13 protein-coding genes are annotated in these 15,702 nt (G+C 50.1%); 3 read left to right on the top strand and 10 right to left on the bottom strand.

Annotation, left to right across the window (positions count from 1 at the left end; translation table 11 throughout):
• Positions 1-22: 22 nt before the first annotated feature.
• From ABGT88_RS08775 to ABGT88_RS08740, 8 genes are all read right to left on the bottom strand, one after another.
• The gene (locus tag ABGT88_RS08775; protein WP_346701593.1) at positions 23-1,309 is read right to left on the bottom strand and encodes a hypothetical protein; all 1,287 of its coding nucleotides are present in this window, start codon (positions 1,307-1,309) and stop codon (positions 23-25) included.
• Between the two features lie 309 nt (positions 1,310-1,618).
• On the bottom strand, positions 1,619-2,881 hold the full coding sequence (locus ABGT88_RS08770; protein WP_087407334.1) for a phosphoglycerate kinase: 1,263 nt from the start codon (positions 2,879-2,881) through the stop codon (positions 1,619-1,621).
• Between the two features lie 95 nt (positions 2,882-2,976).
• On the bottom strand, positions 2,977-3,807 hold the full coding sequence (gene pyrF / locus ABGT88_RS08765) for an orotidine-5'-phosphate decarboxylase (protein ID WP_087407750.1): 831 nt from the start codon (positions 3,805-3,807) through the stop codon (positions 2,977-2,979).
• Entirely contained in the window at positions 3,804-4,748 is a 945-nt protein-coding gene (locus ABGT88_RS08760) for a DNA N-6-adenine-methyltransferase (RefSeq protein ID WP_346701590.1), read from the bottom strand. Before ABGT88_RS08760 ends, pyrF begins: the two co-directional genes overlap by 4 nt.
• Positions 4,745-5,869: a hypothetical protein gene (locus tag ABGT88_RS08755; protein WP_346701588.1), complete on the bottom strand. Its 1,125-nt coding sequence runs from the start codon at positions 5,867-5,869 to the stop codon at positions 4,745-4,747. The genes ABGT88_RS08760 and ABGT88_RS08755 overlap by 4 nt, the downstream gene beginning before the upstream one ends.
• Before the next feature lie 20 nt (positions 5,870-5,889).
• Positions 5,890-7,002, bottom strand: coding sequence for a peptide chain release factor 1 (gene prfA / locus ABGT88_RS08750; RefSeq protein ID WP_346701586.1), 1,113 nt, complete (start codon positions 7,000-7,002; stop codon positions 5,890-5,892).
• Positions 7,003-7,346: 344 nt separating this feature from the next.
• Positions 7,347-9,902 carry an alpha-glucan family phosphorylase gene (gene glgP / locus ABGT88_RS08745; RefSeq protein ID WP_346701584.1) on the bottom strand — a complete coding sequence of 852 codons (2,556 nt, stop codon included), beginning with the start codon at positions 9,900-9,902 and terminating at the stop codon, positions 7,347-7,349.
• 32 nt (positions 9,903-9,934) lie between these two features.
• The gene (locus tag ABGT88_RS08740; protein ID WP_346701582.1) at positions 9,935-11,623 is read right to left on the bottom strand and encodes a glycosyltransferase; all 1,689 of its coding nucleotides are present in this window, start codon (positions 11,621-11,623) and stop codon (positions 9,935-9,937) included.
• Positions 11,624-12,123: 500 nt separating this feature from the next.
• Between ABGT88_RS08740 and ABGT88_RS08735 the strand changes: the two genes are divergently transcribed.
• The 3 genes from ABGT88_RS08735 (at position 12,124) to ABGT88_RS08725 (ending at position 13,811) form a co-directional block, all read left to right on the top strand.
• Complete coding sequence (locus ABGT88_RS08735; RefSeq protein ID WP_300130476.1) at positions 12,124-12,405, top strand: hypothetical protein; 282 nt, start codon at positions 12,124-12,126, stop codon at positions 12,403-12,405.
• Positions 12,406-12,413: 8 nt separating this feature from the next.
• Entirely contained in the window at positions 12,414-12,962 is a 549-nt protein-coding gene (locus tag ABGT88_RS08730; RefSeq protein ID WP_346702853.1) for a lysophospholipid acyltransferase family protein, read from the top strand.
• Positions 12,963-13,028: 66 nt separating this feature from the next.
• On the top strand, positions 13,029-13,811 hold the full coding sequence (locus ABGT88_RS08725) for an amidohydrolase (protein ID WP_346701580.1): 783 nt from the start codon (positions 13,029-13,031) through the stop codon (positions 13,809-13,811).
• A 104-nt stretch (positions 13,812-13,915) separates the two neighbouring features.
• Here the strand turns inward: ABGT88_RS08725 and ABGT88_RS08720 are convergent, their stop codons facing one another.
• Together ABGT88_RS08720 and ABGT88_RS08715 are read right to left on the bottom strand one after the other, a co-directional pair.
• A complete protein-coding gene (locus ABGT88_RS08720) occupies positions 13,916-14,332 on the bottom strand; it encodes a hypothetical protein (protein ID WP_346701578.1) in 417 nt (138 codons plus the stop codon).
• Positions 14,333-14,337: 5 nt separating this feature from the next.
• Positions 14,338-15,687 carry an ABC transporter permease gene (locus ABGT88_RS08715; protein ID WP_346701576.1) on the bottom strand — a complete coding sequence of 450 codons (1,350 nt, stop codon included), beginning with the start codon at positions 15,685-15,687 and terminating at the stop codon, positions 14,338-14,340.
• Positions 15,688-15,702 lie beyond the last annotated feature (15 nt).

Genomic DNA, 15,702 nt, shown 5'->3' with positions numbered 1-15,702 from the left:
GTGTAGTTAGGGAGTTAGCAAATTATATTTCACAATCGTATTGACGGGCAACGGCCTCGTAGCTGGCGATGAGTTCGGGGTCGGCCTGGTCGTCCTTGAGCATGTTCAGATAGGCGATAATCGATAGTCGGTGCCCTCGGTTGGCCGCTAGGCAATATTGCGAGAGGGCTGTCTTGTGGAAATTGTCGGCGCGTTCGTGGTCACCCTCCTTGCTCACGATTTCCGAGGCTATGTCGCAAATCCATCCCATGTAGTAGCGGCACCACAGCGAGCCGGCGTCGAGACCCTTCTGCATGTAGTCTACCAGGTTGTCGTCGAAGAAGCTCATGCCGTTCCTGAGGAAGTAGTTCATCAATACCAACCCGAGAATCTCGTAGCTCTCTTCGGCATCGGAATGCTCGTCGTAATATTTCGACAGCAAGTCGGCATACTCGGCCATCCGGGCATCCTTGTCGGGGTCGTCCATATCGGCCAGCCAGTCGTTGAGCAGGTTCTGTCCCTTGATGAGCAATCCCTCCCACGTACCGTCGGCAATCATCTGCTCGAGCAGTTCGCCGGCCATCTTCTCCTTGTGTCGGAAACCGTAGCGGGCCACGGCATCGAATATGCCCATGTCGGCACCATTCTCGCGGGCTATGGCGGCATAGCGGCATGCTTGCGGAATATGGCCCATGTAGGTGGCGGCATTGACCATCGACTGGAGTATGGCCAATAAGAGCCGTTCGGTGCGGTGCTCCAGGTCGAGCATCTGCTCGGCGGCCCATCGCAGATATTGCAGCGCATGGCTCATATCGACATTCCCGTACAAGGGTAGCATGTACATCCTGCCTATGCGATAGGCGGCCAGAGCGCGGTATTCGGGCCAGATTTTTTCGTCGTCGACTACCGACTGGTACAGTTGCGAGGCGCGGGTGAGGTATTCGCTGCCGGTCATGCCACTCTCGTGCAGGAAACTCCAGTGGTCGGGATTGGCAAACCAGTCGGCCGCATTCAAGGCCGATTGATAGTCGCCGGCTTCGCCCTCCCTTTGCCATTCCAGGACTGTCGCATACTCCTCTTCGAGGTTGGGGGTGGGAGTGCTGTCGTCCGATGGGTCGATAGCCTCTTTACACCGTTCGTATTGGGTACGGGCAGTATAGATGAGGTCGGTATAGTCTTCGTCGAGATCGCGCAACTTCTGCAATTCGAAGTAGCAGTTCCAAGCCCGTTCGGCCATATCGAGGGCTTCGTGATAGCGCCCCTCCTGATACAGGGTGCCGCTGGCGCTCAACGATGTTAATGCTTCTTTCTTCAGTTCGATTTTGTTCATGGTATGCGTAATGAGGGGGTATGACGATAAACAGATTGAGTCTCGGATACAATGAATAAGTCCCTATGATAATATCTCGGTGGCTAAAGGTATGGAAAATTTATAGGATTTCCATCGTTTTCGTGAAAAAAATGTAGGATAATTGCTGAAAACATAGCATTCCGTATCCGATTCTCCTCTTTTGTCTTCGAGTACAGAGCTGGGGTGAGATTGGGTTTGATGCTTATGCTTGCATGGGATAACCCCATAAAAAAAGCATCCGGAGAAAATCTTCTCCAGATGCTTCTGTATAGTTTATAAAGCAGGGTATTAGCCTTGAATAGCGGCGATACCGGGCAATACTTTACCTTCGATAGCTTCGAGCAGGGCACCGCCACCGGTCGAAACGTAAGAAACCTGGTCGGCCAGACCGAACTTGTTGATACAAGCAACCGAGTCACCACCACCAACGAGCGAGAAGGCACCGTTCTTCGTAGCCTCTACGATAGCGTCGGCAACAGCGCGCGAACCCGAGGTGAAGTTCTCAAATTCGAATACGCCCGTCGGACCGTTCCAGAGGATGGTTTTCGATTTCTTGATTACGTCGGCAAACAGAGCTTCCGATTTGGGACCGATGTCCATACCTTCCCAACCGTCGGGAATTTTGTCTACGTCGCAGAAGTCGGTGTGAGCGTCGTTCGAGAAGTCGTCGGCGATTTTGGCATCGACGGCCAGCACGAGGTTCACGTGGTTGGCTTTGGCTTTTTCAATCAGTTCGAGAGCCAGGTCGAGTTTGTCGTCCTCGCAGATAGAGTTACCGATTTTGCCACCCAGAGCTTTGGTGAAGGTGTAGGTCATACCACCGGCGATGATGAGGTTGTCGACTTTGGTCAACAGGTTTTCGATGATTTCGATCTTCGACGAAACTTTCGAACCACCCATGATGGCGGTGAAGGGGCGAACCATCTCTTTCATCACTTTGTTTACGGCAGCAACTTCTTTACCCATCAGATAACCGAACATTTTGTTTTCGGGGGTGAAGTATTCGGCCATCAGAGCCGTGGAGGCGTGAGCACGGTGAGCCGTACCGAAGGCGTCGTTTACATAAACGTCGGCCAGGCTGGCGAGGTCTTTGGTAAACTCTTTCTGGCTGGCTTTGATAGCTTTCTTGGCAGCAGCTTTTTCTTCGTCGCTGGCATCTTCGGCCAAGCCTCTGGGTTTGCCCTCTTCTTCGGCGTGGAAGCGGAGGTTCTCGAGCAGCAGCACTTCGCCCGGTTTCAAGGCAGCGGCAGCAGCTTTTACCTTGTCGCCTACGCAGTCGTCGACAAATTTAACCTCGGTGCCCAGCAGTTCGCTCAGGTGAGCTACGATGTGACGCAGAGAGAATTTATCTTCGGGACCTTTTTTGGGACGGCCCAGGTGCGAACCGATAATGAGGCTGCCACCATCGGCCAGAATCTTTTTCAACGTAGGCAAAGCCTTTACCATACGAGTGTCGTCGGTGATGTTAAAGTTCTCGTCGAGGGGAACATTAAAATCTACGCGTACAAATGCCTTTTTACCGGCAAAATTGTAATTGTCAATAGTTTGCATATCGTTTAATATTTAGTATGTAACTCGTTTCCGTTTGGCAAATTTAGGTAAAAATCGATTATCTTTTTACTATTAAATGCTATTTTCTTTAAAAATCAGAGTAATCCCTTGCTGTGCAACAGATGTTCCATCTCGTATTGTACCTTCAGGGCCTCTTCGCGGGCAGCTTGGGCGAAGGTTTCGTCGTTGGCCGCGTAGATGATTTTGCGCGATGAGTTAACAAGCAGGCCGCACTCGCTGTTCATTCCGTACTTGGCAACCTCTTCGAGACTGCCGCCCTGGGCGCCTACGCCGGGCACCAGCAGAAAGTTGTTGGGGGCAATGCGGCGCACATCCTCAAACAGTTGGCCTTGTGTGGCACCCACGACAAACATCAACTGCTCGTCGGTAGCCCAGGTCTGTGCCGTGCGCAGCACCTTCTCGAACAGGCGCTCGCCGTTGGCGTCGGTCGTCAGCTGGAAGTCGTGCGACCCTTTGTTCGAGGTGAGGCCGAGCAGAATGACCCACTTGTCGGGGTAGCCGAGGAAGGGCTTCACGCTGTCTTCGCCCATGTAGGGAGCCACGGTCACGGCATCGAGATCGAGGTGGCAGAAGAAACTGCGGGCATAGAGTTCCGAGGTGTTGCCGATGTCGCCCCGTTTGGCGTCGGCGATGATAAACTGGTCGGGGTAGTTCTCGCGCAGGTAGCTGACGGTTTTCTCAAAGGCCGTCCAGCCCATCACGCCCAGACTCTCGTAGAAAGCCAGGTTGGGCTTGTAGGCTACGCAGAGGTCGGCCGTGGCGTCGATAATCGCCTTGTTGAAGGCGAAGATGGGGTCTTCGTCCGACTTCAGGTGCTCGGGAATCTTCTGGATGTCGGTATCCAGTCCCACACAGAGGAAAGATTTTTTCCGCTTGATATTCTCGAATAGCTGTTTCTTATTCATATTGAAGAGTTCTTTAAATATGCAATTTCTTTTTGGATTTCTTCTATAACTTCGAGGTTTACAATTTGTTGTTTACCTGTCAAATCGTTTCTAAAGAAAACAAAGAATACATTTCCTTTGTATTTTTCTATGAAATGATGATATTCGTTTAACCTCTTTTCTATTTGTGAATAGTTGTTTATAGTTGATATTGATTTGATGATGATTCCGATACAGTATTTCTTGACAGAGATGTAACAGTCTATGCCAAAAGTTTGTTTCAATTCGTCTGTAGCTAACTGGATAGGATAATCTATTGATGATGTTAATTGATTGTATATTAAGTCTTTAGAAGTGATATATGGTTTGTCGGGTTCAAAAATAGTTTGATTTATAATCAAATGCTCTATCCCTATCTTTTCTCCTTTTAAAGGAGTAATATCTACAACGGCACCATATTCAATAAAATAGTGAAAAAATCTTTGGATATTATTGCCCCAATACACAAGGCAACAAGCCATTGGAGCGCCTTTCCCAACATCTTCTCCTTCCACCAAAAAACGAAGTCTGGTATCATATAGAAAACAAATAGATGAAGCTTGTCCGAATACAAATTTTTTCCAATGTGTAGTATTGGACGCTACGGGAATAAGGGCTATTATTTCTGAATTATATAAATTATGTGATAATGCGCACTTTGCCAACCAGTCTTTTATGGTTGTACCTCTATTCCTATCTGCTCCATAAGGAGGGTTAATATAGATAGTAGAATAATTCCACTGTTGTTTTAGCCCATCTGTTTCAGGTAATTTAAATTCGGTTTCTGCATGTACAATGGAAAAGGAGTTAGAACAAGGATCTAAATCTATTGTCCCGCCAAAAAATCTTTTAACTGCGTTTACGTATTTGGGTGGAGTACACCAACTTTGGCTCTGTGTATTTACTTTTCGTCCAGCAGTCATACAATTTCCTCCCAGTTTTTATCTCTAAGAATGTAGAGCTCATTTTTTAATGTCATAATGGAGGCATTCTGAGGAGAGATAATGTTAAACCAGTTTTCAATCTCATTGATATGAGAATGAAAATAGTGACATAATGCCATATGAGCTGCTAAATTCATTTTGACTTTAGTAAAAATATTACTTTTTTTACCTTCTTTGTAAGAATCTAAAAAAGATGTTTTTATCGATTCGTATTGTGGAGCTGGTGATAATAATAAATCTGTGATAAATTGAGCCAGGCCTAAATCAGATAAAAACAGTAGCCAATCATAGGATTGAGCGAGTACCTTTAGTTCTTTATTTGGATTTTCAGAAGTAAACCAGTTACCATGATTACTTACAATTCCAACGGATAATGTAAAGTTTTTCAGTAATTTTTCATGTTCTTTGCTGATGATAATGGAGTGTAATAGGTCTGAATAGGGTTGTATGATAGGCTTATTATTATCATATATTATACCATATTTTTCTCCTTTTTCATTACGGATTTTTTGAAGTGAAGATGTGTTTTGTGCTACGTATGCCCCCTGTTTTGCTTTTTCAATTGTTTGTGGCCCTTTTTTGTTTCCTTCTTCTACTCCTACACGCTTGCATTCAAACATCGCATAGGGCTTTTGATGTTGGATGTTTACCTTTACAGAAATAATACTATCTGTTATGTCTGTGATAGTAGATAGGACAAGCATATTCGAACTTTCTGCAATATTACAAGCATTCCTTAAAGTTAGATTTTTATCTAATAAACAGTTACTCTTTGTAGTAAATTCATCTCCTAGGTTGATTATTTTTAATATTTTGGAGGACGTTAAAGGTAGATGGTTTGCCACAAAGACCTCTTGTGTCTGTAATAAAGGATGTAATGTGAACTCTACATTATGAGTAATAGAAGGGTTCCCATATTCAGGTAATCCTCTTTCTATGGAGATAGAATCATTTAGTCCCCACTCGTTTAACAAATAGTAGGAAATGATTTCTATCATGGTTCCTAACGCTCTCCCAGCTGCTTTTTTAGCATCTTTAGTATGGAAGAATACCTGTTCGCTTAGAACTTTCTGTAAAGAGTCTATGGATAGATAACTCATAAAGATTCTATTTATGCAGATTATAATTCACTCTCTTTCATTCGTTCGGCATTCTCGGCCACGATGAGGTGGTCGATGCAGTCCTGTATGTCGCCGTCCATGAAGGCTGCCAGATTGTAGATGGTGTAGTTGATGCGGTGGTCGGTGATGCGTCCCTGCGGGTAGTTGTAGGTGCGAATCTTGGCCGACCGGTCGCCCGTCGATACCATGGTCTTGCGCCGGCTGGCGATGTCGTCGATATATTTCTGGTGCTCCTTGTCGTAGATGAACGAGCGCAACCGCGAGAGGGCCCGTTCCTTGTTCTTGGGCTGGTCGCGCGTTTCGGTACACTCGATGAGTATCTCTTCCGTCACGCCGGTAATGGGGTTCTTCCAGTTGTAGCGCAGCCGCACACCCGATTCTACCTTGTTCACGTTCTGGCCGCCGGCACCGCTCGAGCGGAAGGTATCCCACTTGATTTCGCCCTCGTTGATTTCTACGTCGAACTCTTCGGCTTCGGGCAGCACGGCTACCGTGGCGGCCGAGGTGTGTACGCGCCCCTGGGTTTCGGTGGCCGGTACACGTTGCACGCGGTGTACGCCCGACTCATACTTGAGGGTGCCGTACACGTTGTCGCCTGTCACGGTGAAGATAATTTCTTTGAAACCGCCCGAGGCACCTTCGCTGTAACTGCTTACCTCGGTCTTCCACCCCTTGGTCTCGCAATACTTGGTATACATGCGGAAGAGGTCGCCGGCAAAGATGGCAGCCTCGTCGCCGCCCGTTCCGCCACGTATCTCGACGATGGCGTTTTTGCTGTCTTCGGGGTCGGCCGGTACGAGCAGCAGCTTTATCTCCTCCTCGAGTTGCGGCAGTTGGGCCGTGCACGATTCGAGCTCGTCCTTGGCCATCTCGCGCATTTCGGGGTCGTTTTCGCTGTCGAGTATCTGTCTCGATTCGTTTATTCCGTTCAGCAGTTGTTTATAGCGTTTGGCTGCTTCCGATATTTTTTCGAGTTCCCGGTATTCTTTGGTGAGTTTTACATACCGTTTCATATCGCCTATGACGGCAGGGTCGGTGATGAGAGTCCCTATTTCTTGAAATCGGATAAGCAATCCCTCTAATTTTTCCAGTAGTGAATTTTGTTCGCTCATGAGGTTTATGTTTGCTTTGCGATATTTGCTTTGTGCAAAGATACGAAATTCGCACGATTTATTTTAACGGTAAGAGGGAAAAGATGACTCGGTGCAGGGACGGGGCATTGCCTGTCGTCTCGACGCCGGGTCATCTTGATATACAGAGTAGTAGTTTGGGGATAAAACGCATGTGTGGAAATAATGTTTGTCGAGACGAAAAACTTAACGAGCTTTAACAAAAACAGATCGCCAGACTCCCGTGCGGGAATCTGGCGATAGATGGTATAGGGTCGGGAGAATGTTGGTCGGGAGCCGCCCTCATGCGAAGCAGAGTGTGGTCCCTCTCTCCACGACGACTCCGATTAGAACCAGCGGACGTATGCCAAATCTTGACGATGGGGCAGGTCGGGGTTCTGGGGGAACATGCGGAACGAGTAGCGGAATACACCCGAGTCGTTGAGCAGGTAGCGCAACTTGTAAGTCACCTTGGTGCCATCGGTCTGTACCGGTTTCATTTCGAGAGTCTTGTACGGTTCGGTATTGCCCTCTTCGGCATTGGCGATGACGAGTTCTACACCCAGGCAGTTGCCCAAGCCCTTGTTGTCGAGAACGACTGTCATCTCATACTCTTCGCCTACGTGGGGGTTGTAGAGCAGACCGTCGGGAATCGATACCGAGCAGATTTCGATGTCGTTCCATTTCGATACGAACTCCTCTTTCCAGGCGGCAATCTCTTTGGCTTTGGCATAGTTGTCGGCCTTGAGCAGGTGAGTACGCTTGCCCTCTTTCAGGTAGAAGCGGTCGATGTAGTCGTGCAACATGCGCTCCATGGTGAAGTGGGGAGCAATCTTGGCAATCGAGTTCTTGATGTATTGAATCCACTCGGGAGAGTAGCCTTTGCTGTTCTTGGCGAAGTAAAGAGGAACGATTTGGTTCTCGAGCATCGAGTAGATGGTAGCGGCATCGAGTTTGTCTTGCTGTCCTTGGTCCTGGAAGGTGCGTTTGTCGGTCAGCGCCCAGCCGGCACCCTCTTTGTAACCTTCGTACCACCAGCCATCGAGTACCGAGAAGTTGAGCACGCCGTTCATTTCGGCTTTTTCGCCCGACGTACCCGATGCCTCGAGCGGACGGGTAGGCGTGTTCAACCAAATATCCACACCCGAGATAAGCCGTTTGGCAACCTTCATGTCGTAGTTCTCGAGGAAGATGATCTTGCCCAGGAACTCAGGCATGCGCGAGATTTCGACAATCCGTTTAATCAGACCCTGGCCGGCACCGTCGGCGGGGTGAGCCTTACCCGAGAAGATGAACTGTACCGGGTAGTTGGGGTTGTTGACAATCTTGGAGAGACGGTCGAGGTCGGTAAAGAGCAGGTGTGCACGTTTATAGGTGGCAAAACGACGGGCGAAGCCGATGAGCAGGGCGTTGGGGTTGATTTTCTCGAGAACCGAAACGATGCGTGAGGGGTCGCCCTGGTTTTTCAGCCAGGTTTCGCGGAAGTCGTCTTTCACGAATTTCACGAATTTGTTTTTCAACGTCTGACGGATATTCCAGATGATTTCGTCGTCTACGTCGTAAATCTTCTCCCACATCTTGGGGTCGGACTGGTGATCCATGAAGTCGGGACCGAAGGTCTTTACATAGAACTCTTTCCACTCCAAAGCGGCCCAGGTAGGCATGTGTACACCGTTGGTTACGTAGCCTACGTGCAGTTCGTCGGGGCTGTATCCTTTCCAGATGGGTTGGAACATCTTTTGCGATACCTTGCCGTGGAGCCAGCTTACACCGTTCACCTCCTGGCAGGTGTTGCAGGCAAATACACTCATCGAGAACTTCTCGTTGGTGTCGGGGTTTTCGCGACCCATGTTCATCAGGTCTTTCCATTCGATGCCCAGTTTGGCGGGGAACTCACCCATGTACTTGCCGAAGAGCGACTCGTCGAAGTAGTCGTGACCGGCAGGTACCGGCGTGTGTACCGTATAGAGCGACGAAGCACGCACTACCTCGAGGGCTTCGCCGAATTTCAGATGTTCGTTTTGTACATAGTCTACCAACCGTTGTACATTCAGCAGGGCAGCATGGCCCTCGTTGCAGTGGTAGAGATCGGTCTTGATACCCAGCTTGTTCAGCATCAAGATACCGCCGATACCCAGCAGATACTCCTGTTTCATACGGTTTTCCCAGTCACCGCCGTAGAGCTGGTAGGTGATGGAGCGGTCCCATTCGCTGTTCGAGTCGAGGTCGGTGTCGAGCAGATAGAGTTTGATGCGGCCTACATTCACGCGCCAGATGTGGGCATAGACAATGCGGCCGGGGTAGGGAACCTCGAGTACCATAGGACGGCCGTCTTTTTCGGTCATCTGCTCGATGGGGAGCTGGTTGAAGTTCTGGGCCTCGTAGTTGGCTATCTGCTGACCGTCCATCGAGAGGGTCTGCGTGAAGTAGCCATAACGGTAGAGGAAGCCAACGGCCGTCATATCGACGTTGCTGTCGCTGGCCTCTTTCAGATAGTCGCCGGCCAGAATACCGAGACCTCCCGAATAGATTTTCAGCACGTGGCTCAAGCCATATTCCATGCTGAAGTAGGAAATCGACGGTACATCCTTCCGCTTCTCTACCTGAAGATATTTTTCGAAATGATCATACACCTCTTTGATGTCGTGCATGAGCTGTTTGTCCTTAGTGATTTCTTCGAGTCTTTCGTACCCGATGCGTTGCAAGAATAGAACGGGGTTCTCGTGAACCGCTTTCCACAAATCCTTATCTATCGATTTAAACAAGTTTTTGGCCTCACTATTCCATGACCACCATAGATTTTTTGCTAAGACTGCCAGGCAGTTCAACTCTGCTGGAACTTGCGATTTAACAGTAATATCACGCCAGTTAGGAGTGTTTGTGTTGCTTACTTGTACTTTCATAATAGAATATTGAATTTATTATTAAGTCTTTTCTACATTAAATTATCCGAGTTATCCGAGTTGTCCGAGGGCTTTCGCAGAGCCGACTTTTTCAGCGCTATGTGGAAGGCCTCCGTGTAGTAGGTAATAAAGTTTTTCCATTCGGCTTCGAGCGAAACGGCCGTGGCTGCCTGCGATATTTTTTCGCGTTGTGCCTTTCCGCAGTGGCTCAGGGCAAGGATGGTGTCGGCCAGCTCTTCTGATACCTCTACGAAATTGAAGTCGCTGCGGTGCAGCACCTTTACGCCCGATTTCTTCAACCCCTGTTCCTGGCGGCTGTTGATCCATTGGCCGAATCCCGAGAGGTCGGTCGTGATGGTGGGCACCCCGAAGGCGATACTCTCGAGCGGGGTGTAGCCCCACGGTTCGTAGTACGAGGGGAATGCCGTGGCGTCGAGGCCGATAAGCAGGTCGTAGTACGACAGATTTACAATGCCGTCGTCGCCAGTCAGGTACGACGGGATGAAGACAATCTTCAGCCGGCTGCCGGCCTGATTGTCGAGATGCAGATAGTGTATCTGGTTCACCACACTGTCCTGGTCGTAGTTGTGCAGGGTGTGGGTGATAAAGGGTTCGGGCAGGGGGGTAGTCTCGTGAGCCTGTCTTTTCAACCGGTCTTGCAGATCGGCCCGGGGAACATCAATCCAAGCCGGCACCAGTACGAAGGCTACGATTTCGCGCTCCAGGTCGGGACTCTTGGCTATGCGTTTAACCGCATCGACAAAGAGGTCGATACCCTTATTCTTGTATTCATAGCGTCCCGAGGTGGCAATCAGGTATGCGTTTTTGTCGGGACGTTCGCCCGTGAGCGCTTCGGTGATGTCGAAGAGCCGTTGGCGGGCCACTTTGCGACGCTCCTTGTAAACCTCTTCCGAGGGAACGAAATTCCGTTCGAATCCGTTAGGGGTTACGATGTCGGGTTTGCGGTCCAGCAGTTGGGTACACTCCTTGGCCGTGATTTCGCTCACCGTTGTGAAACAGTCGGCCTCGATAGCCGCCGTTTTCTCCAGCGAGTGCTTCGATACGATATTCAACTCTTCGGCCATTTGGTCGCCGTTGTAGCCGGCCAGATAGTCGTACAGCGGTTTGCCGTTACCGGCAATCGAGCGACCTATCGAGGTGGCATGTGTGGTAAAGAGGGTAGCCACCTGCGGCAGGGTGTATTTGATATGCAACAGCCCCATGCCGGTCATCCATTCGTCGAAGTGGGCCACGACGTTGTATTTCTCGCCATGGATAAACTTGTAGTAGCTCTCGATAACCAGCGCCGAGGCGTAGGCAAAGGCACACGACTCGTCGTAGTCGCCATAGGCCGGCAGCGAGTTTACGCCATAGCGGTTCCACATCTCGCCGTAGAGGTCGTTTTTGTAGGCATAGAGCGGTTTGAAGTCTACCAGAATCACGATAGGGCGACCCGGTACATTCCAGCGGCCCACCTTTACCTTCATGTTCTGCGGCAGACATGCCTCACGTTGCCACTCTTTCAATAGCGTTTTCGAGCGGGTAAAATAGGGTGAGGGTTTATCGCCCCAGACATCGGGGCCTATAAAGATGACTTTATCCTTATATTGTTTTTGCAGAGTCTTTGCTTTGGTAGAGAGCACCGTGTAAATCCCGCCTACCTTGTTGCAAACTTCCCAACTAACTTCAAAAATATAATCAGGTACGAGTTGTTTTTCCATTACTGTAAAATCATTCCCTGTTGTTTCTTGGGGAATGGAGAGTGCAAATTTAGAGAAAATATTTTGTAACACAGCGATAAAAAAAATTTTTTGCAAATTCTTATCACGATAAAACGATGACCCGTGGAGTAAAAATCGGTTGTGCTCTCTGATCGGGAAAGGAAATCTTTTGTATTGCAAAAGTTGTATCTGTTCTATAAAGGATATAAAAAACAAGAGCCCGATTCTCAATTCTATGTCTATTGTATTTATCGAGGGTATGCGTTATTCCATACTATTCGTTGATGATGTCTTATAAAAGGAGGAAAGAAAGGTTTTCGTAATCTTCGAAATTCAATTTACCTGAAAAAACTGCGCCTTTCGTTTGCCTTTCCGCACTCCTTTCCTTATCTTTGTTACACGAAAATAGGATGCGGTTCGGCATAGTCAAACTTTCCTGTTTGCCTCTGCGCTATCCTTTTGTTATCTTTGCTACAGCGTAAATTTAAAATAGATAAGCTATGGCTAACAAAAGAACATTGAAAAAAGAGATTAACTACATCGCCGGTGAATTGCTGGCCGAGTGTCTGTTCAATAAATATTATGTGCCCGGTGTCGATGCCGACAAGCTCGATGAGCTGATGGGTAAAATCGCCAATATTCAAGACGATTTTCTGTGCCGTGTAAGTGCCAACGGCGACAAGGATCCCAAGAAGGTGAAAGTCTATTACAAAAAACTGCGTGCCGACTTCGACAAGGCTATCGACGGTGTTTTCGAAGATTTGGCTGCCCTTAACGGCTAATGGGTAGGATGAAGCGGGTCCTGAGTTCCTTCGTGCTGAAGGCTCTGGGGTGGCGGGTAGTGGTCACGCTGCCCGATTATCCTAAGTGTGTCATCTGCGTGGCGCCTCACACGAGCAACTGGGATTTCATCATCGGCAAGCTGGCCTATCTGTCGATAGGGCGCTTTGCCGGATTCATGATGAAGAAAGAGTGGTTTTTCCCGCCTCTCGGTGCCCTGTTCCGCTCGATGGGCGGGGTGCCTGTGTCGCGCGACAGACGTACCGATATGGTGTCGCAACTGGTGGCGATATTCAACGAACGCGAACGCTTTGCGATAGCCATTACCCCCGAGGCTACCCGTAAGCCCAATGCCGATTGGAAGAAGGGTTTTTACTACATTGCTCAGGGGGCGGGGGTTCCCATCGTGCTGGCCTATATTGACTACAAGGAGAAGCGGGTGGGTATCGAGCGTACCTTTACCCCTACGGGCGATGTCGAGGCCGACATGCGGGCCATCAAGTCGTATTACCAGGCGTTTCATGCCCGCAAGCCCGAGAATTTCATAACCGGATTGTAAGTAAATTTTGTATGAGCCGAGCGGGCTGGCTGGTCTGCTCGGCTTTTTTGTATAAACACGATTGAGATGAACGAATTGTTGAGGGTCGCCTTGGTGCAGACCGATATTGTGTGGGAGGATAAGGTACAGAATCGGGCGCGTTGTGCTGCGATGCTGGAGCGGCTCGCAGGGCGCTGCGACCTGGTGGTGCTCCCCGAGATGTTTACCACGGGCTTCTCGATGCGGGCCGAAGAGTTGGCCGAGCCGGTTTCGGGTCCGACGGTCGAGGCTTTGATTTCGTGGGCTCGGCAGTACAATCTGGCTGTGGCAGGCAGCTTCATGGCCCGGGAGGGTGAAGTGTGCTACAACCGCGGATTTTTGGTTACTCCCGACGGTACTCCGCACTACTACGACAAGCGTCACCTCTTCCGCATGGGCGAGGAGGGGCGTCATTTTGCAGCTGGCGACCACAAGCTCGTGGTGAATTATCGGGGGTGGAATATCGCCTTGCAGGTGTGCTACGATTTGCGTTTCCCGGTGTGGTGCCGCAATGTGAACAACGAGTACGACCTGATGCTGGTGGTGGCCAACTGGCCGCAGTCGCGGGCCTATGCCTGGCGCAGTCTGCTGGTGGCTCGTGCTATCGAGAATGCCGCCTATGTGTGCGGGGTGAACCGTACCGGCAACGATGCTACCGCAATGGTCTATCGGGGCGATACGATGGCCGTAGGGGTGAAGGGCGAGATTCTGGCCGAGACCGAACCCTTTGCCGAGCAGGTGCTCGAGGTCGAACTCGACTTGTCGAAGGTGCGTCGGTTCCGGGAGAAGTTCCCCGTATGGAAGGATGCCGACGATTTTGAGCTGCGGTAGTCTTTGCCGGAGTTATAAGGACATTTAAAAAAGGAAAGTGGCAGCGACCCTCTCGGGCCTCTGCCACGCTTGTTATTGTGTGTAATCTGTAAAAGTCGTATTTGTCAGGGCTGGGGATTGGTTGCAGCAGCCTGTTCGCGCAGGCGGCATTCCCAGATAACCCCTTTGTCGACGGCACCTTCGAAAAACTGCCGGACCGCTTCCCGACGGGCCGGGGGCATGAGGCCTCCGTATTTGAGGCACATCTTGCCCTCACTGTCGTAGACCGTAGTGGTGTTTTTGTCGAAGGCTCCGGGAGTAGGCATATAGACGACGTAGTAGAGCGCCCCCTCTTTCTCGTAGAGGGTGATGCGGCATTCGGTCTGCGAAAGAGTTTTCTTCCGCTCCTTCAACCACTCGATTTCATCGACGGGGTTGTGCTTTGTGGGATTCTTCTCCACTACATATTTACTACCGGCGCAAGAGGAGAGCATCAGCAGACCGGCGCATAGCAGAGTTATGAAATTTCGTACCGTTTTCATACTGCTCAGGCTTTATAACGTGTCCATTTAATCATCTCTTTATAGCTGGGTTTCTTGCCGTACATGAGTATGCCCACACGGTAGATGCGGCCGGCTACCCAGGCCAGCCCGATAGCCGAGCCGTAGAGGATAACCATCGAGAGGGCCAGCTCCCAGGTCGATACCCCGAAGGGGATACGCACCATCATGACGATGGGCGAGGTAAAGGGTATCATCGAGCACCACATGGCCAGCGGTCCGTCGGGATTCTCGGCACTGAAGATGCCGGCATAGAGGGCAAAGATGATGATGAAGGTGATGGGTACCATGAATTGTTGCGTGTCCGACTCGTTGTCGACGGCCGACCCGATGGCGGCGAAGAGCGAGGCATAGAGGATATACCCGCCGATGAAGAAGAACACGAAGCTGACGAGCAACTGGGTGATGTTGATGCTCCCCAGCATTTGCTGTACTTTGGCCATGGCGCCCATGTCGCCGGACAGTTGAGTGGCGTCGACACCGTTCATCGTAGTGGTCATGGCGGCCATGTCGCTCATTTGGGCGGGATCAACACCTCCGTTGAACGAGAAGTAGGCACCGGCCGAGAGGAATATGCCCACCAGGAAGATAATCCAGATGCCCAACTGGGTGAGCCCTACCAGCCCGATGCTGACGATTTTGCCAATCATCAGTTCAAACGGTTTGACCGACGATACCATCACCTCGACGATGCGGTTGGTCTTCTCCTGCATGACGCTCGACATCACCTGTCCGCCATAGAGCATGAGGAACATGTAGATGACCAGTGTCATAACCATGCCGATAATCGTCACGAACTCGGTCGAGGTCTGGGTCTCGGCCCCATCCTCTTCGAGCCGGATGGTGTCGACCTGGAGATTGATGTCCGACTCGTCGATGATGCGCTTGATGTCGGGGATATTGTACGAGAGCAGTTTCTCGTCCTTGAGGTAATCTTCCATCTGCGAGATGATGTTCAGCTCGCAACTGGAGGTAATCTGTTTCTGCGAATAGATGGTCATGCCCTGAGGATTGTCGAGCAGGTTGTCCTTGATGATGACATAGGCATAGGGCATGGTGCTTTCGTCGCCGTCGACCCGCATCTGGTCGGGCGATAAGGTCCCTTGGGTATACGTGTAGTGATACTCGTCGGTATCGTGATAAATATCCTTGTACAGGCCGGTCTGGTCGATGATGGCAATGAGGCGGGTCTCGTCGCTCGAGAGCTTGGAGAGCCAGATGGGTGCGAAGACGAGGGCCACCATGATGATGGGGGAGAGAATCGTCATCAGGATGAACGATTTCTTTTGAACTCGGGTGAGGTACTCGCGTTCTATGATAAGCGATATTTTACTCATGATGCAGTGTGTTTA

The sequence above is a fragment of the Barnesiella sp. An22 genome (genome assembly GCF_963931395.1).
Classification (GTDB): domain Bacteria; phylum Bacteroidota; class Bacteroidia; order Bacteroidales; family Barnesiellaceae; genus Barnesiella; species Barnesiella merdigallinarum.
This window is presented reverse-complemented; position numbering and strand designations above follow the sequence as displayed.